Source organism: Clostridium sp. (assembly GCF_047777555.1).
Lineage (GTDB): Bacteria > Bacillota > Clostridia > Clostridiales > Clostridiaceae > Clostridium_H.
Window position 1 is genome coordinate 144,695 of sequence record NZ_JBKEEV010000004.1, and the last position, 21,624, is coordinate 166,318.

Annotated in this window: 20 protein-coding genes and 1 riboswitch; of the genes, 4 read left to right on the top strand and 16 right to left on the bottom strand. The window is 33.3% G+C overall.

What is annotated here, in order from left to right:
- Nucleotides 1-4 precede the first annotated feature (4 nt).
- Nucleotides 5-106, top strand: a riboswitch (TPP riboswitch).
- Nucleotides 107-234: 128 nt separating this feature from the next.
- Genes thiD through thiE form a run of 3 tightly spaced genes read left to right on the top strand, consistent with a single transcriptional unit; the run spans nucleotide 235 to nucleotide 2,457 of the window.
- Complete coding sequence (gene thiD / locus ACFWTK_RS08700) at nucleotides 235-1,038, top strand: bifunctional hydroxymethylpyrimidine kinase/phosphomethylpyrimidine kinase (protein WP_415875708.1); 804 nt, start codon at nucleotides 235-237, stop codon at nucleotides 1,036-1,038.
- Between the two features lie 16 nt (nucleotides 1,039-1,054).
- Nucleotides 1,055-1,852 (top strand): hydroxyethylthiazole kinase, encoded by a 798-nt coding sequence (gene thiM / locus ACFWTK_RS08705; protein WP_415875709.1) that lies wholly within the window; start codon nucleotides 1,055-1,057, stop codon nucleotides 1,850-1,852.
- Entirely contained in the window at nucleotides 1,843-2,457 is a 615-nt protein-coding gene (thiE, locus tag ACFWTK_RS08710) for a thiamine phosphate synthase (protein ID WP_415875622.1), read from the top strand. Before thiM ends, thiE begins: the two co-directional genes overlap by 10 nt.
- An 88-nt stretch (nucleotides 2,458-2,545) precedes the next feature.
- Here the strand turns inward: thiE and ACFWTK_RS08715 are convergent, their stop codons facing one another.
- From ACFWTK_RS08715 to ACFWTK_RS08790, 16 genes are all read right to left on the bottom strand, one after another.
- The gene (locus ACFWTK_RS08715; protein WP_415875623.1) at nucleotides 2,546-2,710 is read right to left on the bottom strand and encodes a hypothetical protein; all 165 of its coding nucleotides are present in this window, start codon (nucleotides 2,708-2,710) and stop codon (nucleotides 2,546-2,548) included.
- A 64-nt stretch (nucleotides 2,711-2,774) separates the two neighbouring features.
- A complete protein-coding gene (locus ACFWTK_RS08720; protein ID WP_415875624.1) occupies nucleotides 2,775-4,001 on the bottom strand; it encodes a YgeY family selenium metabolism-linked hydrolase in 1,227 nt (408 codons plus the stop codon).
- Nucleotides 4,002-4,020: 19 nt separating this feature from the next.
- Nucleotides 4,021-5,409 (bottom strand): dihydropyrimidinase, encoded by a 1,389-nt coding sequence (gene hydA, locus ACFWTK_RS08725; RefSeq protein ID WP_415875625.1) that lies wholly within the window; start codon nucleotides 5,407-5,409, stop codon nucleotides 4,021-4,023.
- Nucleotides 5,410-5,702: 293 nt separating this feature from the next.
- Complete coding sequence (locus ACFWTK_RS08730) at nucleotides 5,703-6,521, bottom strand: XdhC family protein (protein WP_415875626.1); 819 nt, start codon at nucleotides 6,519-6,521, stop codon at nucleotides 5,703-5,705.
- 147 nt (nucleotides 6,522-6,668) lie between these two features.
- Complete coding sequence (locus ACFWTK_RS08735) at nucleotides 6,669-7,517, bottom strand: FAD binding domain-containing protein (protein WP_415875627.1); 849 nt, start codon at nucleotides 7,515-7,517, stop codon at nucleotides 6,669-6,671.
- Nucleotides 7,511-7,987 (bottom strand): (2Fe-2S)-binding protein, encoded by a 477-nt coding sequence (locus tag ACFWTK_RS08740; RefSeq protein WP_415875628.1) that lies wholly within the window; start codon nucleotides 7,985-7,987, stop codon nucleotides 7,511-7,513. Before ACFWTK_RS08740 ends, ACFWTK_RS08735 begins: the two co-directional genes overlap by 7 nt.
- Nucleotides 7,977-10,130, bottom strand: a complete 2,154-nt coding sequence (locus ACFWTK_RS08745) for a xanthine dehydrogenase family protein molybdopterin-binding subunit (RefSeq protein WP_415875629.1) — start codon at nucleotides 10,128-10,130, stop codon at nucleotides 7,977-7,979. Before ACFWTK_RS08745 ends, ACFWTK_RS08740 begins: the two co-directional genes overlap by 11 nt.
- 21 nt (nucleotides 10,131-10,151) lie before the next feature.
- On the bottom strand, nucleotides 10,152-10,718 hold the full coding sequence (locus tag ACFWTK_RS08750) for a nucleotidyltransferase family protein (protein ID WP_415875631.1): 567 nt from the start codon (nucleotides 10,716-10,718) through the stop codon (nucleotides 10,152-10,154).
- A 67-nt stretch (nucleotides 10,719-10,785) separates the two neighbouring features.
- The gene (locus tag ACFWTK_RS08755) at nucleotides 10,786-13,098 is read right to left on the bottom strand and encodes a xanthine dehydrogenase family protein molybdopterin-binding subunit (protein ID WP_415875632.1); all 2,313 of its coding nucleotides are present in this window, start codon (nucleotides 13,096-13,098) and stop codon (nucleotides 10,786-10,788) included.
- Nucleotides 13,095-13,550: a (2Fe-2S)-binding protein gene (locus ACFWTK_RS08760; protein WP_415875633.1), complete on the bottom strand. Its 456-nt coding sequence runs from the start codon at nucleotides 13,548-13,550 to the stop codon at nucleotides 13,095-13,097. The genes ACFWTK_RS08755 and ACFWTK_RS08760 overlap by 4 nt, the downstream gene beginning before the upstream one ends.
- Nucleotides 13,550-14,338, bottom strand: coding sequence for an FAD binding domain-containing protein (locus ACFWTK_RS08765; RefSeq protein WP_415875634.1), 789 nt, complete (start codon nucleotides 14,336-14,338; stop codon nucleotides 13,550-13,552). The genes ACFWTK_RS08760 and ACFWTK_RS08765 overlap by 1 nt, the downstream gene beginning before the upstream one ends.
- 26 nt (nucleotides 14,339-14,364) lie before the next feature.
- Nucleotides 14,365-15,447, bottom strand: a complete 1,083-nt coding sequence (locus ACFWTK_RS08770; RefSeq protein ID WP_415875635.1) for a 4Fe-4S binding protein — start codon at nucleotides 15,445-15,447, stop codon at nucleotides 14,365-14,367.
- Between the two features lie 20 nt (nucleotides 15,448-15,467).
- Nucleotides 15,468-16,277: an amidohydrolase family protein gene (locus tag ACFWTK_RS08775; RefSeq protein ID WP_415875636.1), complete on the bottom strand. Its 810-nt coding sequence runs from the start codon at nucleotides 16,275-16,277 to the stop codon at nucleotides 15,468-15,470.
- Entirely contained in the window at nucleotides 16,199-16,756 is a 558-nt protein-coding gene (locus ACFWTK_RS08780; protein WP_415875637.1) for an amidohydrolase family protein, read from the bottom strand. Before ACFWTK_RS08780 ends, ACFWTK_RS08775 begins: the two co-directional genes overlap by 79 nt.
- 299 nt (nucleotides 16,757-17,055) lie before the next feature.
- Complete coding sequence (locus ACFWTK_RS08785) at nucleotides 17,056-18,798, bottom strand: sigma-54-dependent Fis family transcriptional regulator (protein ID WP_415875710.1); 1,743 nt, start codon at nucleotides 18,796-18,798, stop codon at nucleotides 17,056-17,058.
- 64 nt (nucleotides 18,799-18,862) lie between these two features.
- Nucleotides 18,863-19,885 (bottom strand): molybdopterin-binding protein, encoded by a 1,023-nt coding sequence (locus ACFWTK_RS08790; protein WP_415875639.1) that lies wholly within the window; start codon nucleotides 19,883-19,885, stop codon nucleotides 18,863-18,865.
- Between the two features lie 314 nt (nucleotides 19,886-20,199).
- Between ACFWTK_RS08790 and ACFWTK_RS08795 the strand changes: the two genes are divergently transcribed.
- A complete protein-coding gene (locus ACFWTK_RS08795) occupies nucleotides 20,200-21,564 on the top strand; it encodes an 8-oxoguanine deaminase (protein ID WP_415875640.1) in 1,365 nt (454 codons plus the stop codon).
- The last annotated feature ends 60 nt before the right edge of the window (nucleotides 21,565-21,624 follow it).

A 21,624-nucleotide genomic window follows, 5' to 3' on the forward strand; every position in this document is an offset into this window, starting at 1 on the left:
CATTGAAGTATTGCAGGGGTGCCAATTATGGCTGAGAAGAATAAATTCTAACCCTCTGAACCTGAATCTAGATAATGCTAGCGCAGGAAGCAATAAAGCAGTTTATATAGTATATATAGCTTCTTTGCTTTGCGGTAGAGGAGCTTTTTATATTTTACTTACTCCTCTAAAGCACTCATGCAATATTTATTTTGTATGAGTGCTATTTTTTTATTGAAAAGAAAGGATGATTTTATGAAAAAGGTATTGACCATAGCTGGCTCTGATAGCTGCGGCGGAGCTGGTATTCAAGCAGACTTGAAAACTATGAGTGCACTTGGAGTTTATGGAATGAGCGTAATCTGTGCGGTTACGGCTCAAAATACTCAGGAAGTTACTGCTGTTCAAGAAATCAGTACAGATATTGTGGAAGCTCAGATGAGAGCAATCTTTGATGATATAAAAGTAGATGCTGTAAAGATAGGAATGGTATCTAATTCTGAGATTATATCAACCATAAAAAATGTATTATTAGAATACAAAATAAAAAACATCGTTTTAGATCCTGTTATGATATCTAAAAGCGGATATTATCTATTAAAACCAGAAGCAATTAATGAACTGAAAAACTTAATCAGCATTTCTGATATTGTAACTCCTAATATTCCTGAAGCTGAGGAACTTACAGGAATGAAGATAAGTTCTGAAAAAGACATGAAAGAAGCGGCCTTAAAGATTACAAATTATGGAGTAAAAAATGTATTAGTAAAGGGAGGACATAGATGCAATAACTCTACAGATGTTCTCTACTTTAATAATGAGTTTTTCTATATAGAAGGAACAAGGATAGAAAGCAACAATACTCATGGCACTGGCTGCACTCTATCCTCTGCAATAGCAAGTTTCTTAGCTAAAGGCTGCAGCATTCATGAAGCTGTAAAGCTTTCAAAGGAGTATATAAATATAGCAATTAAAAATTCATTTTCAATTGGACATGGTGTTGGACCTGTAGGACATTTTATAGACCTATATAAAAAGGGTGGTATAAATTATGAATAACAAGTTTGAAATTAATATGACTAACAATATTTCCACTGTTCTTACTAAGGTGAGAGAAAAAACTCCCCTAGTTCACTCTATAACAAATTATGTAACAATAAATGACTGTGCCAATATATTATTAGCCTTTGGTGCATCTCCTGCTATGGTAGAAGCTTATGATGAAACTTACGACTTTGCTAAAATCTCATCTGCCATCTATATAAACATAGGGACCTTAACTAAGGAACAAGAACAAGCTATGATTATGGCTGTATTATCTGCTAAAAATAACAATATACCCGTTGTTTTGGACCCAGTAGCTTGCGGCGCTATTAAAAGAAAAATAGACTTTATACAAAGAATATTTGAGATTGGTAAAATTGATATAATAAAAGGCAATTTGGGAGAGATAAAATACCTAGCTGGATATGAATCAAAAATCCGTGGAGTAGACTCTATAGATGATGGCAGCAATTCAGTAGAAGCCTGCGTTTCCCTTGCTAAAAAGTATAACTGCATAGTTGCAGCTACTGGAGCTCAAGATATAATTACAGATGGAGAAAGAACAGCTGTAATTGAAAATGGTACAAGCCTTCTAACATTAGTTACAGGTGCTGGATGTATGGTAGGTGCCTTAACAGCTGCGGCAGCTGCTGTAGAGAAAGATAAGTTTTTAGCTGCTGTTGCCTCAGTATTATCTATGAATTTGGCTGGAGAACATGCTACAAAAACTGCTAAAGCTCCTGGAAGCTTTAAGGTTAAGCTCATAGATGAAATTTATTTACTAAAAGAAGATGATTTTGGGAAAGAAGGTAAAATTCAATGGATATAAACTATAAATTATATTTAATTACGGACAGAAGCTTTTTAAATGGTAGGAGCTTAAAAGATTGTGTTGAAGCAGCAATAAAAGGTGGAGTAACTTTAGTTCAAGTAAGAGAAAAAGATGCATCTACGAGAGAGTTTTATAAAATAGCTAAAGAAGTAAAGGAAATCACTTCAAAATATAATGTTCCATTACTTATAAATGACAGAATAGATATAGCTCTTGCTGTAAACGCTGAAGGTGTTCATCTTGGACAAAGTGATATGCCAATAGGGCTTGCTAGAAAAATATTAGGTGAAGATAAAATCATAGGAATTTCTGCCAATACCTTAGAGGAAGCACTAGAAGCTCAAAATGCTGGAGCAGATTACCTTGGTCTTGGACCTGTTTTTTATACGGGAACAAAAAAAGATATTGATGAACCCATAGGGATTCATGGGTTAAAGGAAATTACAGAAAACATAAGGATCCCATCTGTGGCCATCGGTGGAATAAATAAAGAAAATGCTAAATCTGTTTTAGAAACTGGTGTAAATGGAATTTCCGTAATATCAGCAATATTAAGAAGTGAAAACATAGAAAAAGCCTCTATAGAACTATCAAACATCTAATCATTGATTATTAAGCTCTAATCCCTAGTCTCTAATTATTAAATTATATTATTGACTAGAGATTAGAGACTAGAGATTATATGCGCTGTTAGTCATCTAAATCTATTAAGCATTCATCACAATTCTTTTTTTTCTCTTCCATCTTAGCATAATTCTTTATATCTTCTATTTCTTCTTCAATCTTTTTTTTGCTTTCTGTTTCTTTTCCAATAACACGTCCATCCTTGCACTTATAGAAAAATTCTATTTTCATAGCTTGCACCTCCTACTTCTTATATATTAATCCCCCCTTTATTTTATGACTGTTATATAATGTCTCAACTGTTTTTATTAGAATACTTGGTTACATATAGTTTAGGAATAAGAGCATACATAGCTGCACATTTTACAAGTTCACTCTTCCATGTTTTTTCATTTGGAGCATGTGCCTCTTCTTCATGTCCTGGACCAAATCCAATACATGGTATTCCATATCTCCCCATTATAGATACTCCATTGGTGGAGAATGTCCACTTGTCTACCAACGGGTCCTCTTTGAATAATTGTTTATATGCATCTACCAAAGTTTCGCATACAATATGATCTTCTGGCAGCACCCAAGTTGGAAAATAAGATTCAGTAGGATATACAAGTCCTGTATAAGATGGTCTTTCATAGGCATACATTTCAACTTCCGCCTTAGCAGCTTTAACGGATGGAAGATTTCTTATCTGCTGAAGGGCATATTCCCATGTTTCCCCATCTGTAAGTCTTCTATCTATAGAAATGGAGCAGCCATCGGCTACAGCACATCTTGATGGTGAAGAATAAAATATTTCTGATACTGTTAAACTTCCTTTTCCTAGAAAATCATTATCCATTAAATTTTCAGCTAAAGCTCTAAGCTCAATTAATATTGGAGCCATTTTAAATATAGCATTATCTCCTCTTTCTGGAGCGGAACCATGACAGCTTATTCCTCTAGTTGTTACTTTTATCTCCATTCTTCCTCTTTGTCCTCTATATATATTACAGGAAGTAGGCTCAGTTGAAATTACAAATTCTGGCCTTATGCCATCTTCATTTATAATGTACTGCCAGCATAGTCCATCGCAATCCTCTTCTTGAACAGTACCTGTAACTATTAATGTGTACTCATCTTGTAAACCTAGGTCCTTTATAATCTTTCCTGCATACACCATGGATGCCATGCCGCCTTCCTGATCACTTGCTCCTCTTCCAAGAATAATCTCTTCATCTTCATAGCCTTCATAGGGATTATAATTCCAAAGATTTGCATCCCCAACACCAACTGTATCAATGTGGGCATCCATAGCTATTACATGCTTTCCATGTCCAATATATCCTAATATATTTCCCATAGGATCTATTTCTATCTTATCAAAGCCTACTTTCTCCATTTCTTCTTTTATTCTCAATACTACTTTTTCTTCCCCACAACTTTCGCTTGGAATAGATATCATATCCCTTAAAAACTTGCTCATATCATCTTTATATTTTTCAGCTAAGCTTAACACCTCTTCTACTTTTAATTCTTTTGACATTATCTCTCCCTCCACAACCTTATATAACTATTTTATTGATTTTTCTCTTTATAAAATTGCCATAACCTTTCTTTCCAATAAATTTGTTATCCTTAGCTATAATTTCTCCTCTTAGCATAGTAAGCACAGGATATCCTTTTAACTTAAAGCCCTCATAAGCTGTGTAATCTACATTTTCGTGTAGCATACTCTTAGTTAAAGTAACCTCTAAATTTGGATCTATTAAAACTATATCTGCATCGGACCCAACTTGAATTGTTCCTTTCTTAGGGTAAAGTCCAAAAATCTTAGCAGGGTTAGTACAGCACACTTCTACAAACTTATTTAAACTTATTCTTCCTTTCATGACCCCTTCAGAAAACATAAGAGGTATTCTCTCTTCAATTCCTGGCGCTCCATTAGGACATTTTGTGAAATCATCTTTTCCCATCTGCTTGTCTTTATTAAAAGCAAAAGGACAATGATCTGTTGCAACTGTATGAATATGTCCATCCTTAATGCCTTTCCACAAAGGTGCTTGATTTTCTTTTTTCCTAAGAGGAGGACTCATTATATATTTTAGCCCTTCGTTGTTAGGCTCCTTATATCTCTCTTCATCTAAAAGAAGATATTGTGGACATGTTTCAGAGTATACATTTTGTCCTCTATCATGGGCTAGTTTTATATAATCTAGTGCCATGGATGAAGATACATGAACAATATATAAAGGTGCATCTTCTGCTATAGCTGCAAGATTTATAATTCTGTTTACAGCCTCTCCTTCACATTCAGGTGGTCTGCTTAGAGCATGGTATATTGGAGATGTTAGCCCTTTTTTTACAAATTCTTGTCTTAGGTAATTTACAGCATCATTATTTTCAGGATGAACAGTGGTAATCCCACCTAATTCTTTTAATTTTAAAAGGACCTTTAAAGCATCCTCATCACTAACCTTATAATCATAGGTCATATAAATTTTAAAACTAGGTATACCTTCTTCTTTTACGATCTGTTCCATCTCTTTTAATATAGATTCATCTACGTGCTGAATTACTCCATGAAAGCTGTAATCCACAACAGCATTATTCCTTGCATATTTATGATATACATTTACTTGATGGTGAAGGTTACAACCCTTAGGACCAAAACCCATGTGATCAACTATAGTAGTAGTTCCACCACAAGCCGCAGCTACTGTTCCAGTGTAAAAATCATCATTGGCCACTGCAATCCCTGCATCTAAGTTAAGATGAGTATGAACATCTACTCCTCCTGGAATTACATATTTACCCTCAGCATCTATCACCTCATCACAATCTTTTCCTAAGTTTATGCCTATATCTTTTATAATTCCTTCATCAATATATATATCTCCTTTAAATATATCTGCCGCAGTTACTATAATTCCATTTCTTATAATTTTAGACATCTATATTACCCCATTTCCTATAAGGATACTTTTTATGAATTATATATAGCATTATCTATGCCAAATTTTATGAAATATTGTGGACATATTCCTCAGCAGCCACAACATATTATTTCAGCTCATAAATTCTTCATTAATTAAAAGTTGCAACTTATTGCTTATATATAAAAAATAGTTATCAATCTGATAACTTCTATCAAATTGATAACTAAACATTGTTTTATTTGCTTTATTATTCTATATAATTCCTTACTTATAGCCTTATTATCATTTTGATAATTATTCTTTTCAACTTATCTCCAATCCTTAGTCAAATGTCCTGTTGATTCTTTTTTATATCTAATAGATTGTATCTCTGCAAGTATAGATAAGGCTATTTCCTTTGGAGTATCTCCTCCTATGTTTAATCCAACAGGAGCATATACACTGCTAAAGTCCAGATCTTTAGATATTTCTTCTCTTAGCTTTTCAAGCATTATCCTAGCTTTTCTTTCTGAGGCTAAAAGACCAATATATTTAGGAAGGCAATCCTTTTTAAATAGGGCTTTTAATATCCTATATTCTATTTCATGAGTGTATCCAGCTACTACCACATAGTCATCGGCTGTAATTTCAAGTCCATTTATTACTTCCTCATAATCACCAACTACTACTTCATGCCTTTTGTCTACGGTATCTGCTATCTCTTTTCTATCTTCTATTACAACAGTCTTATAATCTAAATCTGCTAGCACATCAGATAAAGCCATTCCTACATGCCCTGCCCCTAATATATATATTTTAGGGCTACACTGTATATATTCATAATATAATGTTACTAAACCACCACATATCATGTCTATGCTCACATCTGCTTTAGTTACATTCATACCTGTAAAATCATATCTAACTATATCATGCTTCTTTTCTTTCATAACTTCTTTAGCCTTTTCAATAGCTAAATACTCTAATTGTCCGCCGCCTACAGTACCCTTTACCTCTCCATTTTTACACACAAGAAGCTTTTTACCAACATTTGCTGGACCATGTCCTTTTCTTTCCACAACTGTTACAAGAACAGCTTCTTCATTTTTTTGCTTCAATTCATATATCTCTTTATATATATCTAGCATAAGTGCCCTTCTCCTTTCACAGGTATACTTTTCTATAATCTTAGTTGTGCTTTCTTACTAAATTTATATATTATTTTTAATATAAATAAATATTACAAAAAGTACTTATGCTTGTAATATGCGTAAATACTTTTTGTAATAAACTTATTAATTTTCCTTATTTAAATTCATTAAAAAGTCTTCCAATATTCTCAAGCAAACATCTTTTCTGTAATCAGCAGTAGACCTTTGATCATCTATAGGAGTTATAAGTTTTGAGTATATCTTTTTAATATAATTTAATTCATCATCATTTACGGATCCTAGTTTAATTAGGGAATTTTCAGTAGTCTTGTCTTTAATAATTTTAGGGCCACAGGCTCCAAATGCAATTCTTATGTCTTCTATTTTACCTTTGTAAACCCTTGCTAGGCCCATAAAAGACACCTTGGATAGTGCAATAGACTTTCTAGTGCCTACCTTTTTATAATAAGTTTTATTAAAATCTCCTATATCTATCTCTATCTCTTTTAAGATTTCATTTTTCTTAATGTCCTTTTTACCTGGACCTAAAATAAACTTTTGTATTGGTACTTTTCTCTCTCCTTCAGCACTTTCAAGTATTAGCTTTGCTTCTAAAGCATATAAAAGAGGCAGACTATCTCCTGCTGGAGATGCATTGCATATATTTCCTCCTACTGTTGCTATATTCCTTATAGCAGGAGATGCCATATTTAAAAATACTTCCTTAAAATAATCTGGGACTAAATCATTTTCTGCAATCTCGCAGCAAGTGCAAGCTGCCCCAAGCTTTAATATATTGTCCTTCCTTTCTATTTTCTTTAGTTCTTTTAAACCACTTATAAATACTACAGGCTTTGTAAAGCCCGGTTCTACGCCTGACCACTTTTTATTCTTTACCATTAAATCTGTGCCGCCTGAAAAGATTATGCACTCTTCCTTGTCTATAATCTCCAATGCTTCTTTTAAGGTTTTAGGTCTATATGCTTCTACCATAGCCCTTCACCTCTTTTCGCTGCTATTTTTACAGCATCTATTATCATATTATACCCTGTGCATCTGCATAAATTGCCTGAAATGCCTTCCCTTATCTCCTCTTCAGTAGGATTAGGATGTTTTCTAAGTAAAGCCTCTGCAGCCATTATCATACCTGGAGTACAAAAGCCACATTGAACAGCTCCAGCTTCCTCATAGCTTTCTTTTAATATCTGGTAGGTTTTGGTCTTTTGAAGTCCCTCTATAGTTATGACTTCTTTTCCTTCCAATATACCTATAGGAACCATGCAGGAGTTTACAAGCTTTCCTTCTATGAGTACACTGCATGCACCGCACTCTCCTTCTCCACAACCTTCCTTAGGTCCTGTTAAACCTAAATCTTCTCTTAATACATCTAACAGCCTTTTTAATGGATTAACCTTAATTTCAACTTCTTCAAAATTTAGCTTTAATTTTATGCTATTTTCCACTATGTGTCACCTCCATTAAATGCTCTGGTCTTATAGGAAGCTTATTAATCTGTACTTTAGCAGCATTTTCTATAGCTAAAGCATAAGCTGTTCCTGAACCTACCAATGTGAGTTCTCCTAATCCTTTGGCTCCAAATGGTCCATTTTCATATGGCTCACACATAAGCTCACTTACTATTTTTGGTGCATCCTTTGAAGTTGGAATTATATAATCTGTATTGCTTCTTTGCATAAGCCTTCCATTCTTTCTTTCCATAACTTCCATACCACCATAGCCTAAACCTTGAAGTATTCCACCTTCTATTTGCCCTTTTACTATTCTCTCATCCATAGGATTTCCAATATCAAAAACAGCCCAAACACCTTTAATCGTAGGTTCATAAGTTATTGGATCTAATTCTACTTCTACTACATTTGCTCCCCAAGAATAAGAATTATAAGCATCTCCTGCAAAGTTAGTATCATCCCATAAAAATCCTTCTGGATGCTTATATTGAGTCATTATTTCCACAGTGCCTTCTTCATTCCACCTATCTTTCAACTTCTCTGCTGCATTCTGTAATAGCTTTCCTACAATTACTGTAGTTCTTGAAGCTACAGTAGGTCCTGAATTTGGAACCCTATCTGTATCTGGATTATTATATATAATCTTGTCAAGAGGAATTCCTAAAGTATGAGCTACTATCTTTCTTAAAACCGTCTGAGTTCCTTGTCCCATTTCCACATTAGCTATGAGAATCTCTACATTTCCATTTGGATATTTAACAAGCTTTACTTTAGCCTTTATAGTGTCTCTCTCTCCACTTCCTGTAAAGCCTCCGCCATGAAAGAATAAGCTAAGACCTATTCCTTTTAATTTTCCTTCTTTTCTTTCTTCCTCAAATTTTTTAAGTTTTTCTGTATAGGATGACATTTCAATTACTCTATCAAGCATCTCTTCAATGCGAACCCTATCTCTAAAGATTCCTCCCGTTGAAGATTTATCTCCTGTTTTTACTAAATTATTTCGCTTTAATTCTAAGGAATCTATGCCTAATTCTTTTGCTATATGCTCCATATGCATCTCTACTGCAAATACTGCCTGAGGTGCGCCAAAGCCTCTAAATGCTCCATTTACAACAGTGTTAGTAGCTACTGTTTTGCCCTTAACAAATACATTTTCTACATTATATACTCCTATAGCTGCAAACATGGCTCTTTGTAGGACTACATTAGATAATCCTGAATAAGCTCCACTGTCTAATTTAACATCAACTTCTGAACCTAAAATTTTATAGTTTTCATCAATATAGCTTGTTATCTTTATTTTAGAAGGATGCCTTTTAGGAGTTACCTCTAAATCTTCATCTCTGTCTAATATTAGCTGAACAGGTTTCTTAGTCTTTACAGCTGCACAAGCTGCTTGCCCTGCTAACAATGAAGGATAGTCTTCCTTTCCTCCAAATCCCCCTCCAGTAACAGCTTGTATAATTTGCACCTTGTCTTCTTCAAATCCTAAGCACTGCTCCACTGCACCCTTTACATAATATGGACACTGCATAGAACCATATATGGTAACCTTGTCATTTTTGTATTCAGCTATTACTCCCTGGGGCTCTAAATAAAGTTGCTCTTGATATCCTGTTTCATACTCTCCTTCTATAACATATTTACTATTCTTTTTTGCTTCTTCAATATTTCCCTTACTATATTTATAATCTGCAAAGCAGTTATTTTCTCCGTAAATAGGTTCCTTAGACCCATCTAGTCCTTCTTCAATTGAAAGTATAGGGTCCATTTTTTCATATTTCACTTCTATTTTTGAAAGAATATTCAATATTTCCTTTTTATCTGGACCTACAACTAGAGCTATAGGTTCTCCAATATAATTGACAACTCCATCCGCAAAGAAAGGTTGATCATCTATAATAATCTTTACAAAATTCTTTCCTGGCACATCATTTTTATCTACTATATAATATCCTTCAGGAAGTTTTGGATATTTAACTTCTATAATTCTTGCTCTTGCTTCTGTTGATCTTAAAGTTTTGGCATAAATCATACCATCTATGCGATAGTCAGCAATATACTTTGCTTTTCCTGCTATCTTGTCTGGTACATCAATTCTTCTTACAGGTTTACTTATACTGCAGTTCTCAAGCATTTAGCTGCACCTCCTTAAAACTTAGCTCAGTGCTAAAATCCTTTTATAATCTTCCATTGTGTCAATATCAAATAATATTCCTTCATACTCTACAGGAACAAAAATTGGTTCTTTGGTATTTATAAACTCCCTCAAATTAGAATATTTAGAGCTTTGCAATAGCTCTTTTGCTAAATAGGATTTCATAAGTATAGGATGACCCTTTTTCCCATTGTATGTTGGAATCACTATTTCATTATCTCTATGCTCCAAAAGTTTTAAGCACACCTTATCATCAATGAGAGGATAATCTCCAGGCATGAAGAAAAATGAATCTCCTTTTATATGAGAAAAGCCTTTTTTTACTGAACTAAACATTCCTTCCTCAAAGTTTTCATTAAATACCAGTTCTACATTTTTATATCCATTTATAATAGGCTTTAGTTTTTCAATTTTATATCCTCCAACTACTATAACCCTTGAAGATACCTTTAACATGCTTTCAATAGCTCTCTCAATAACAGTCTTTTCTCCTACTTTTAAAGTCATCTTGTAGGTCTTAGCTCTAGAAGAAAAACCTGCTGCTAAAATCACTGCCTCTACCAACATAGGTCTCCTCCCATCTATATGGCACTTTAGCTGGTACAAGCATTTGCTTATACCAGCTTTAAAATTTCTATTTATTTAGTTTTTTTAGTCCCATAAGCACCTTTTCAGGTGTTATTGGTAATTCTCTGATTCTAACGCCAGTGGCATTATAAATAGCATTTGCTATTGCTGCTGGCGGCGTATCTACTCCTATTTCTCCAACGGACTTAGCGCCATAAGGTCCTGAAGGTTCGTAGCTTTCAACAAACTCTACATTAAAATTCTTAACATCTTTTCTTGTTGGAATTTTATAATTCATAAGGTTATTATTCATAAGCTTGCCTTTTTCGTCATATTTTGCATCTTCAAACATTGCCATACCAATTCCTTGAAGTAGTCCTCCCTCAACTTGAATACGAGCAAGGTTTGGATTTAAAGTAGTTCCGCAGTCAACTACTGCTGTATAATCTAATAAATCTACCTTACCAGTTTCTAAGTCCACCTCTACCTCAGCAAAGGCTCCCATAAATGGTGGAGGAGATACCTTTCCAAAGTAAGATTCACAAGCTACCAATTGTTTTTGATTATTGCTGTAATATAATTCTGTTGATAAATCCTTTAAGGATATGCTCTTAGTGCCATCCTTAGTTTTTATATTTTCTCCATCAAATACAACATCATATTTCGTTACACCTAGTCTTATTGCTCCCTGCTCTTCTATCATTTCCTTCATTTTTAATGCAGTTTTCCTTACAGCATTTCCTGATATATAAGTTGTACTTGACGCATATGCTCCACAATCGAAAGGAGTTAAATCTGTATCTGATGAATATACAACCATTTTACTTGTTGAAACTCCTAAAGCTTCTGCTGCAATTTGAGCAAGTACAGTATCACTTCCTGTACCTATGTCTGTAGCTCCTACTAATAGGTTAAAGAAGCCTTGGTCATTTAACTTAATTATGGCAGATCCCATATCCACATATGGTATACCTGACCCCTGCATTGCTATAGCGGATCCAATTCCACGAACCTTTCCTTTAGAAACTTCTTTTCTAGGATATTTTTCCCTCCAGCCTGATATTTCCATTGCTCTTTCTAAACACTTATCAAGTTTGCAGCTTTCAATAATCATGTCTACCCCTTCTGTACCTTCTCCCATTATCTTAAATATTGGAGAGGTTTCTCCTTGACCTATCATGTTCTTTTTTCTTAATTCAACTGGGTCCATTCCAAGTTTTGCTGCTAATTCATCTATAGCAGATTCTAAAGCGAAATTTCCTTGTATTGCACCATAACCTCTATAAGCTCCTGCTGGAGTCAAATTTGTATATACTACCTTTCCTCCAAATCTTACAGCCTCTACTTTATTATATAGAGGAAGTGTCTTTGATCCTGATACCATGAAAACTGTTAGAGCATGTTCTCCATAAGCTCCTGTATTTGATAGTAAATCCATATCTATTGCTTTAATATTTCCTTCCTTATCTGAGCCAATAGCTACGTTAAATCTCATAGCATGTCTGCAGTAAGTTGATTCAAACACTTCATTTCTAGTGTATACAAGTTTTGCTGGCTTTCCTGTTCTAAGAGCTACTAAAGATACTAGGAATTCTCCGTGAAGTGCTTGCTTTCCACCATATCCTCCTCCAATTCTTGGTTTAACTACACGTATTTTTTCTATTGGAAGACCTAAAGCTTCAGCAACTATTCTTCTAACATGGAATGGAGTTTGAGTTGAACTTATTATATTAACTCTTCCATATAGATCTACATAAGCTGATGATGTATGAGGTTCCATTGCTACATGAGACTGAGCTTGAGTATAATAAGTGCTTCTAACTACACAGTCGCATTTACTTAAAACCTCATCCACATCTCCAACATGCATATGATATTCAGCAGCAATATTTCTCTTAGAATCAAAGCCTATTGGAAACATTTCATGTGCTTCTGGTTCTGGATGGATAATTGTTTTATTATCTACTGCTTTTTCAAAGTCTAAAACTGGTTCTAAAACCTCATATTCCACCTTTATGAGTTTCAAAGCTTTTTCCGCTGTTTTTTCATCTACTGCAGCTACAGCAGCAACTTCATCTCCTACATATCTAACATATTCATCTAATATGAACTTATCATGAGGAGATGGTTCTGGATAACCTTGTCCCGCTCTTGTAACTATATTTCTTGGAACATTTTTATATGTTAAAACACATTCTACTCCAGTTAATTTTTCTGCTTCCTCAGTATTTATATTCTTTATTTTTGCAAAAGCATATGGGCTTCTTAACACCTTTACAATTAGGGAATTTTGAGGTGCAATATCATCAGTATAAGCCATTTTTCCCTTTGATAATCCTACTCCATCTATCTTTGGAATAGACTTATTTACTTCTCTCATCTTGCCACCTCCTGTAAATACTTCTTTATAGCTCTTAAATGTCCAAAATATCCTGTACATCTACATAGATTTCCAGCTAAATAATGTTTAATATCATCATCTGTAGGGTTGTCTAAATGATTTTTCATAGCTATTATGTTTAAAACGAGGCCTGGACTGCAGTATCCACACTGAGTAGCCCCTTCAGCATTCAAATATTTAGCTATTTTTTCTGCTTCTTCACCAGCTCCTTCTATGGTTGTTATGTTATGTCCTTCTGCTCTTACAGCTAAATATGAGCAAGAAGCTATAGGCTCTCCATCTATTAATATAGTGCATGTTCCACAGGAACCTGTATCACAGGATTTTCTTACACTTATATATCCATTCTTTCTCAAAACATCAGCTAACATATCTCCTGGTTCTACATCTAAGCTCCTGTTACAGTTATTTATTTTCAAATTAATCTTCACTATATCACCTCCAAAATTCCACGCTTTACTAATGCCTTGCAGATTTCTTTCTTATATTCAGCTGATCCCCTTATATTGCTTCTAAACTCTAAATTATCAGCTGCAATTTCTCCAGCCTTAACAGCGTTTTCCTCATTTAACTCAACTGCACTTAGGTATTCTGCTGCTTCCTTTGATAGCTTAGCTATGCCCGGCCTTGCTCCTACTGCTACTTTGAAATTGTTTTCAACCCTTGATACAGCTGCATTTAAAATAGCAAAATCCGTACTAGTATTTCTTAAACTTTTAAAACTTGCTTTTCTATTATCTTTTAATATTACTATCTTTGTGAGAATGTCCTTTTCCTTATGTTCTCTATTTAAAAACTTTTCTAGGGACATTCTTCCTTCCTTATAAAGTTCAACATAAGTATCTAAAGCTAATAAGGCTGTAATTATATCTGAAAATCCATATCTTCCATATACGCTTCCACCTATAGTAAATATGTTCCTCATCTGCACTCCTAAAATAGGTTTTACAGCCTCGCTTAAAATACCATTAAAATTTTCATTTGTTATTTTATTTATCTCTATTTCTCTTAAAGTAGTCATAGCTCCTATTTCAATAGAATCCTCTTTTTCATCAATAAACTCTAAGCCTAAGTTTGAAATATCAATAGCTCTCTCTATTTCCTTATTTCCTAACTTTAGGTATCCTCCTCCACCAAGAATTACAGCTCTTTCCTTTGAAGTTAGCTTTTCATATGCTTCATCTAAACTTGAAGGTCTTATATATTCCTTAATATTCAATTACCTCGCTCCTTTCATATAAATCTTTATAAGACTCCACTTATAGCATGAACTGGGCATTTTGATTCACATAAAGAACATCCAAAACATTTTTCTTTATCCACAAGCACCTTATCTTCTAAGCTTAAAGCAAAGTAAGGGCATATCTTTGTGCATAAACCACATTTAGTGCATTTTTCATGATCTATAACAGGATTATCTGGAGTAAATTTTATGCTTCCTTTAGAAAGTTCAGTTTTTATTACTTCTTCTACACTGGAGAAATTATATTTTTCTAATACTTGTGGCAAATCTTTTATTATTTTTTCATATAAGTCTTTACCTTTTAGCATAGCAGAAGATAGCATCTGTACAGCATTTGCTCCTGCAAGCAAGAATTCAACTACGTCCTCAGCTGAAGATATTCCACCTACCCCTATTACAGTAAGGTCTGGTATTGCGCTTTTAATCTTATTTACTATGGCTAGAGCTAATGGTTTTATTACAGGTCCTGATGTCCAAACCTCTCCTTTGTCATTTCCTACTAATACTTTTCTATTTTTTATATCAATTTTCATGGTAGGTCCAAGAGAATTTATAGCAACAATTCCGCTAGCTCCATTGTCCCTAACTGTCTTTGCAAAGGCAACTGGATCTGGAATATGAGGGCTTACCTTCATGAATATAGGCTTAGTTGTATGACTTCTTATGGTTTTAACCGTTTCTCCTATTACACTTAAATCCTTTCCAACATAATGAGTTGAAATCTCAAAAGCATCTGCATAAGGATCTAAAAGAGGAATAAGCTTTTCCATATCCTCTTTTGTATATCCTACACTTACAATAAGAGGAACCTTTAATTCTCTTTTAAGCTTAGGCAAAGCCTCATTAAGCCAGTATTCTGGTGGATACTCAGACCAAAGTTCTGCATTCATAATCATATCTTTTTCACCATATATACAAGGCCTTGGCACATCTGCTCCTATAGTTGAAATAGTCTTAGTTACCATGCATCCAAGTCCAAAACTTTCTAAAATCATCATCTTTTCATAATCTCCTACTAATGGTCCTGATGCTGGCATTAATGGGTTCTTTAATTTTATACCTGCAATATTAGTACTTAAATCCATATAATCACCCCTAATTAAAATTAATCTTTATTTATCCTGTTCCAAAGCTTTTCTGCTGAATTCTCAGCCTCTAGAGCTATATTTTTCTCATCTATAGCAACCTTATAATTCCTCATAAGACACTCTCCATTACACCAAGTATCTCTTGGATGAAAATTATCAAATACTCCAAAGAATATATGACCTAGTATGTTGTCCTCTTCCATTGGTGTTGGTGGAATATAAGGAACTGCTATCATATCAGCCTTATACCCTTTTTCTATCCTTCCAATCTTTATGTTCAAAATATTGCTTATATATTTATATCCATTGTTAATACACTCTCGCATATCATCTAATCCAAATCTTGTAGGTCCATTTAATCTATTCTTCATAGCAAATACTAAATTTAAAAAATCCCTCGTTATATTAACTCCAAGACCATCATTTCCTATAATACATGGAATCCCATAAGACTTTATCATCTCATAATCAGCTAGTCCTACAGCATTGTTCATGTTAGAAGTAGGATTCATTGCAATATAACATCCTCTTTTTGAAATAAGCTCTGCTTCCTTCTCATTAATATGAACACAATGAGCTAAAATAGAATTACTTTTTAATAAATTAAAACTATCTAATCTATCAACTATATACTTCCCATAATTTTTTCTGCTGTGAATTTCATCCTCTTCACTTTCTGCAACATGAATATGAATTGGTATATCTCCTATATGCCTTGATACCTTGTCTAAAGTTTCATCACTTAAACTCATAGAAGCATGTAATCCAAATAATCCAGCATATTTTTCGCTTTTTCTTTGGCAAACTCTAAATTTTCTTCTATGCACTCATCCATATTAAATCTATCACTTGTTTCGAAACAAAATATTCCTCTAAGTCCTATATCATCACAAATACCCTTTTTCAATTCATTTAGAGTACCTTTTATATCAAGACCACTAGCATGATGATCTATAATAGATGTTACTCCATTTTTTACGCAATCAATTCCATAAACAAGTCCGCTATAATACACATCATTTTTATTAAGCTTTCCATCTAGTCTCCACCAAAGCTGACTTAATATATCCTGGAATGTAATAGGGTTAAAAGGCACGTTCATCCCTCTAGAAAAAGTAGAATAGATATGGGTATGACAATTTATAAGACCTGGCATAACTAAACTATGACTACAATCATATATCTTATCTGCTCCTGGAAAATCTTCCATACTGCCTACTTCTTTAATCTCAGAATCAAATAAAACATATTGATTTTTCTTAAAATTCTGAAAATCATAAATGCAGGCATTAATCAGTGCTTTCAATTTGTTCGCCTCCCGTTTAACTGCATAAACTAAAACTTATTTATACACAATTTTACTTAGCATTATTTATGCCAATTTTTTCATACCTTTTAGTAACCAGCAATCAGTTAATGAAATAATTAAGCAAAGCTTAATATTAAAGTTCTGCACTGGAAAACTTTCTTTACTGGTTACTTATCACTGATTACTGGTTATTAAAAATAAATTATTATGCAATTTATTCTCATTACTATTTTGATAAAAATTATCATTTTGATAAGTTGGGTTATATTTACATTGACCTATTATATTACATTTATTTAATTCTTACCTGTGTTATCATTTTGATAAATATTATATTCCTCTAGTTTTCTATAGAGGGTGGCTATACCTATGCCTAACTTTTTTGCAATGATTTTTTTACTTTGAGTGGAGCCTCCATAGATTTCTAAAGCCTTTAAGATTTCTCTTTTTTCTAATTCTTTCAATGGATGTATATCTTTGTCACTTTCTTTTATCTTTCTGGTATTATTGAGTATACTTTGAGGTATGGTATCTAAAGTCAATTTTCCATCTGGACCAAGCATATTGATCATAAATTCTATGGCATTTTCTAATTCTCTAACATTTCCCGGCCAGGAATAATGTTGAAAAACTTCCCATACTTCTTCATCTATGACTATTGAGGAATATTCTTTGCTTAGCATCTTAGTGTACTTATCAATGAAATAGTTAACTAGGATTTTTATATCCTGTATTCTTTCTCTTAAGGGAGGTATATTGAAAGGAATTACGTTAAGTCTGTAGTATAAATCTTCTCTGAACTTGTTTTCTTCTATGAGTTTTATTAAATTTTTATTGGTTGCTGCTATTACTCTAACATCAATATCCACAGCTTTATTAGATCCTACTTTTATAATTCTTTTATCTTGAAGAACTCTTAGTATTTTTGTTTGGAGATGCAGAGGCATGTCTCCTATTTCATCTAAAAATATAGTTCCTTTGTTGGCAAGTTCAAATTTACCAACTCTTCCTCCTGCATTTGCGCCTGTAAAAGCTCCTTTTTCATATCCAAACAGTTCACTTTCTAGTAGTGCATCTGGTATAGCTGCACAATTAATTGCTATAAATGGTTCATTTTTTCTATTGCCCTCGTTGTGTATAGCTCTTGCAAACATTTCTTTACCTGTTCCGCTCTCACCTAGAATTAAAACAGTAGAAGAAGATAGAGCAATTTTCTTTATGTTCTTTTTTAGGGCTTCTATAGTATCACAACTTCCTAATATATCCTTTACATAAATTCTTTCCTTTGTTTCCTTATGATGAACAGCACTTGATTTTGCTTTTTTAATTTCTCTAAAAATAAACAGTCTATCAAAATAACTTTCGTTTAAATTCATAGGATAAACATCGCCTTGAAAATAAAACACTTGGTTTCCTATCATAACTTTATATTCTTTAGAACCTTTACTACTGCTGTCTAACTCTTGAAGCTTTACTTCATCTATAAAACTGCTGTCTACGAAGTTTAATAAATTAACCGCTTTTCTATTTATTTGAGTTACCTTATTGTTTTTATTTAGAATTATAATTCCCTCATCCATTTTATCTATTACAAAATTGAGGGATTTTAATAAAGTCTGTTCTCTTGATTTCTCTATGTCTTCATAAGCAGTTATGCTTATAAAATCTGATATTTGTTCAAGAAAGCTTTTTGATGTTTCAAAATCATTCAACAAATGTTCCTTTTGAAATTCATCAGTACAGACAAGACCAATTACTCCTATTATTTCGCTGCCTAGCTTTATAGGAGTACACATTTCAAACTTTTCTTCACAAATATCTCGTTTGGGACATGGAAGACACAGCTCTTCTTTTCCTGGATTATTTATTATCTGCGGTCTCCCTGTTGTTAAAGCACTTCTATACACATATCCTTCTTTAGACATACTTCTGTTTATTTTATTTTTGTATATTCCAGTACCTGCAATCCTCATTAAATCACTATCAGCTATTTCAACTTCTACTTTTAAAACCTTTGATATTATATTTGCATATTTCATAACAGGTCTTTGTATACTCTTTAAGATAGATGCCAATAATTATTCACTCCTTTTAAGCTTAATTCTAAGCCTTTCCAAAGGCACAATTAGGATATATACATTCCTTGCACTGCAAGCAAAATCCTCCGTGGCCCAATGATGTAATATCTTGTTTTTGTATTATATCTCCTGCCATTATTCTTGGAAATAATAAATCAAAAGAAGTAATTTTACAATATAATGCTCCTGCTGGTATTCCAATAATAGGTATATCTTTAAAATAAGCAATCATAAGCATATTTCCTGGCAGAGCAGGTATCCCATAAGACACTACTTTGTCTGAAACATTTTTTATAGCTATTGGAGTTACATCATCCGCATCTACGGACATTCCTCCTGTTGCAAGAACTATATCTGCTCCAGATTTAATTAAATTTCTCATACCTTCTTCTATCTTTTCTCTATCATCAGGGGTATACTTTATCTCCAACAATTCTCCTCCGTAATATTCAATCTTCTCCTTTAAAATAGGAGCAAATCTATCTTTTATCCTTCCCTCGTACACTTCTGTGCCTGTTATAATAACCCCTACCTTTAAAGCTTGTAACTCTTTTATAGAAACTACTTTGCCGAGGTTTTCGCATATATCTTCTACTTTTTTTATATTTTCTTCTTCTATAACTAAAGGAATAATTCTAGTAGCACCTATAATTTCATCTTTTTCTACTAATATGTTATTATGTCGTGTAGCAAGACTGACTTTATCTATATTGTTTACAGCATTTAAACTTTCTAAATTTATCTTAATAATGCCTCTATGTTTTGATTTAAGCAAAACTTTTCCTTCTGACGGCTCTGATAAATACATTCCTTCTCCAATGGCTGCTTTTCCAATTCTTTTAGCTGCTTCATCCTCATGAAGTTTTCCGTCACATAATTCTATTATGTTTATATGATTTTTACCCATGCTTTTTAAAACTTCTATATCTTCTTCTTTTATGACATGTCCCTTTTTAAAAGCCGCTCCTTTATACTTTCCTGGAATGATCATGGTTAAATCATGTCCTAAAACTGAACCTACCGCTTCTTCAATTTTAACAATTTTCATTTTTATCCCACCTTTTTTTATTCTAATTATATATTTTAAAAAATATTCTAACAAATTTAAAATAAACCGTTTTATAACATTTTGACCTATTTTTATCAAAGTAATAAAATTATCCAATTCATTTATCAATTTTATAATATTGACTTATTTTTTACAATTTAGTAAAATAATGATGTTGTAATTGTTTTCAATATTTCTCAATATTATAATTAATTCATATTACTAATCTATTTTCTGTTCTAGATTTACTCTCAATTTGCTCGCAAATGCTTAACATAAAATTTTAACCAAGTTTAAGAAAGGAGTGAAATTAATTGTCTTTATTATTAAAGAATCTTTCCCAAGCAGTTACTTTTAACGATAAAGATGAAATACTTAAGGAAGTAGATATATTAGTTGATGGTAGAAAGATTAAATCTATAGGTAGAAACCTACCTGTTGAAGAAGGAACTGAGGTAATAGACTGTACAGGACTTTTAGCTTTACCTGGCTTTGTAAACACCCATCATCACCTTTATCAAACTCTTTTTAGAGGAATACAAGAAGTTCAGGAAATGCCTCTCTTTCCTTGGCTTACGGGATTATACGAATTCTGGAAACATATAACTCCAGAAGCTGTTTACTATGGGTCCCTAGTAGGTTTTAGTGAATTATTAAGGACTGGTTGTACTACTTCTATGGATCATCATTACGTATTTCCTAAAAATCAACCAAATACCTTAATAGATGAACAGATAAGAGCAGCCTCAGAGATAGGAATTCGTTTCCATGCAACCCGCGGTTCCATGTCTCGCGGAAAAAGCGAAGGTGGATTACCACCTGATTCAGTAGTGCAAAGCTCTGATGAAATACTTGAAGATTCCGAAAGACTTATAGATAAATATCATGACAATAGTAAATTTGCTATGCACAGAATTGCTCTTGCCCCTTGTTCTCCATTTTCAGTAACTAAAGAATTAATGATTGAATCAAGGGAGCTTGCAAGAAAAAAAGGTGTAATGCTTCATACCCATCTTGCTGAAACCAAGGATGAAGAACAATTCTGCTTAGATATGTATGGAAGAAGACCAGTAGAACTTATGGTGGATTTAGGTTGGACAGGTCCAGATGTGTGGTTTGCTCATGTAATTCACCTTAACTCAGAAGAAATGAAAATGTTGAAAGGCTCTGGAGTTGCTCATTGTCCTTCATCTAATATGAAACTTTCCAGCGGAATATGTCCAACTAATGACTTAATAAAAGCTGGAGTAAAATTAAGCATTGCTGTGGATGGAAGTGCTTCTAATGATGGCTCTAATATGTGGGAAGAAATAAGACGGGCTTACCTTCTAAATCACCTAAAATACGGGTATGATGGATTAAATGCTTATGAAATTTTAAAATTGGCTACAAGAGGTGGCGCTGAAGTTTTAGGAAGAGATGACATAGGCATACTAAAAGAGGATATGGCCGCAGATATTGTACTCTTCGATCTTAATGATGTAGCCTATGCAGGATGCCATGATCCATTAGTTGGACTAGTTACTTGTGGAAATACTAGCCTTGTAAAAATGACTATAGTAAATGGAAAAATCGTAGTTAAAGATGGCAATCTACTAACAATGGACACTGAGAAAATCAGATTAGAAGCCCATAAAATTGCCAGCGATTTAGTGAGACTTCAAAGAAGTTTATCATAGCTATATGTCCTCTAACCATAAATAAAAAGAGTACCCCATAATTTACGGGATACTCTTTTT

Excerpts from the sequence above, each read along its gene's own strand:
- ACFWTK_RS08750 (WP_415875631.1), bottom strand. The coding sequence starts at position 10,718 with ATGTTGGTAGAGGCAGTGATTTTAGCAGCAGGTTTTTCTTCTAGAGCT.
- thiE (WP_415875622.1), top strand. The coding sequence starts at position 1,843 with ATGGATATAAACTATAAATTATATTTAATTACGGACAGAAGCTTTTTA.
- ACFWTK_RS08730 (WP_415875626.1), bottom strand. The coding sequence starts at position 6,521 with ATGCTAGATATATATAAAGAGATATATGAATTGAAGCAAAAAAATGAA.
- ACFWTK_RS08735 (WP_415875627.1), bottom strand. The coding sequence starts at position 7,517 with ATGGTAGAAGCATATAGACCTAAAACCTTAAAAGAAGCATTGGAGATT.
- ACFWTK_RS08770 (WP_415875635.1), bottom strand. The coding sequence starts at position 15,447 with ATGGATTTAAGTACTAATATTGCAGGTATAAAATTAAAGAACCCATTA.
- thiD (WP_415875708.1), top strand. The coding sequence starts at position 235 with ATGAAAAAGGTATTGACCATAGCTGGCTCTGATAGCTGCGGCGGAGCT.
- hydA (WP_415875625.1), bottom strand. The coding sequence starts at position 5,409 with ATGTCTAAAATTATAAGAAATGGAATTATAGTAACTGCGGCAGATATA.
- ACFWTK_RS08745 (WP_415875629.1), bottom strand. The coding sequence starts at position 10,130 with ATGCTTGAGAACTGCAGTATAAGTAAACCTGTAAGAAGAATTGATGTA.
- ACFWTK_RS08785 (WP_415875710.1), bottom strand. The coding sequence starts at position 18,798 with ATGAAATATGCAAATATAATATCAAAGGTTTTAAAAGTAGAAGTTGAA.
- ACFWTK_RS08715 (WP_415875623.1), bottom strand. The coding sequence starts at position 2,710 with ATGAAAATAGAATTTTTCTATAAGTGCAAGGATGGACGTGTTATTGGA.
- thiM (WP_415875709.1), top strand. The coding sequence starts at position 1,055 with ATGACTAACAATATTTCCACTGTTCTTACTAAGGTGAGAGAAAAAACT.
- ACFWTK_RS08720 (WP_415875624.1), bottom strand. The coding sequence starts at position 4,001 with ATGTCAAAAGAATTAAAAGTAGAAGAGGTGTTAAGCTTAGCTGAAAAA.
- ACFWTK_RS08755 (WP_415875632.1), bottom strand. The coding sequence starts at position 13,098 with ATGAGAGAAGTAAATAAGTCTATTCCAAAGATAGATGGAGTAGGATTA.
- ACFWTK_RS08790 (WP_415875639.1), bottom strand. The coding sequence starts at position 19,885 with ATGAAAATTGTTAAAATTGAAGAAGCGGTAGGTTCAGTTTTAGGACAT.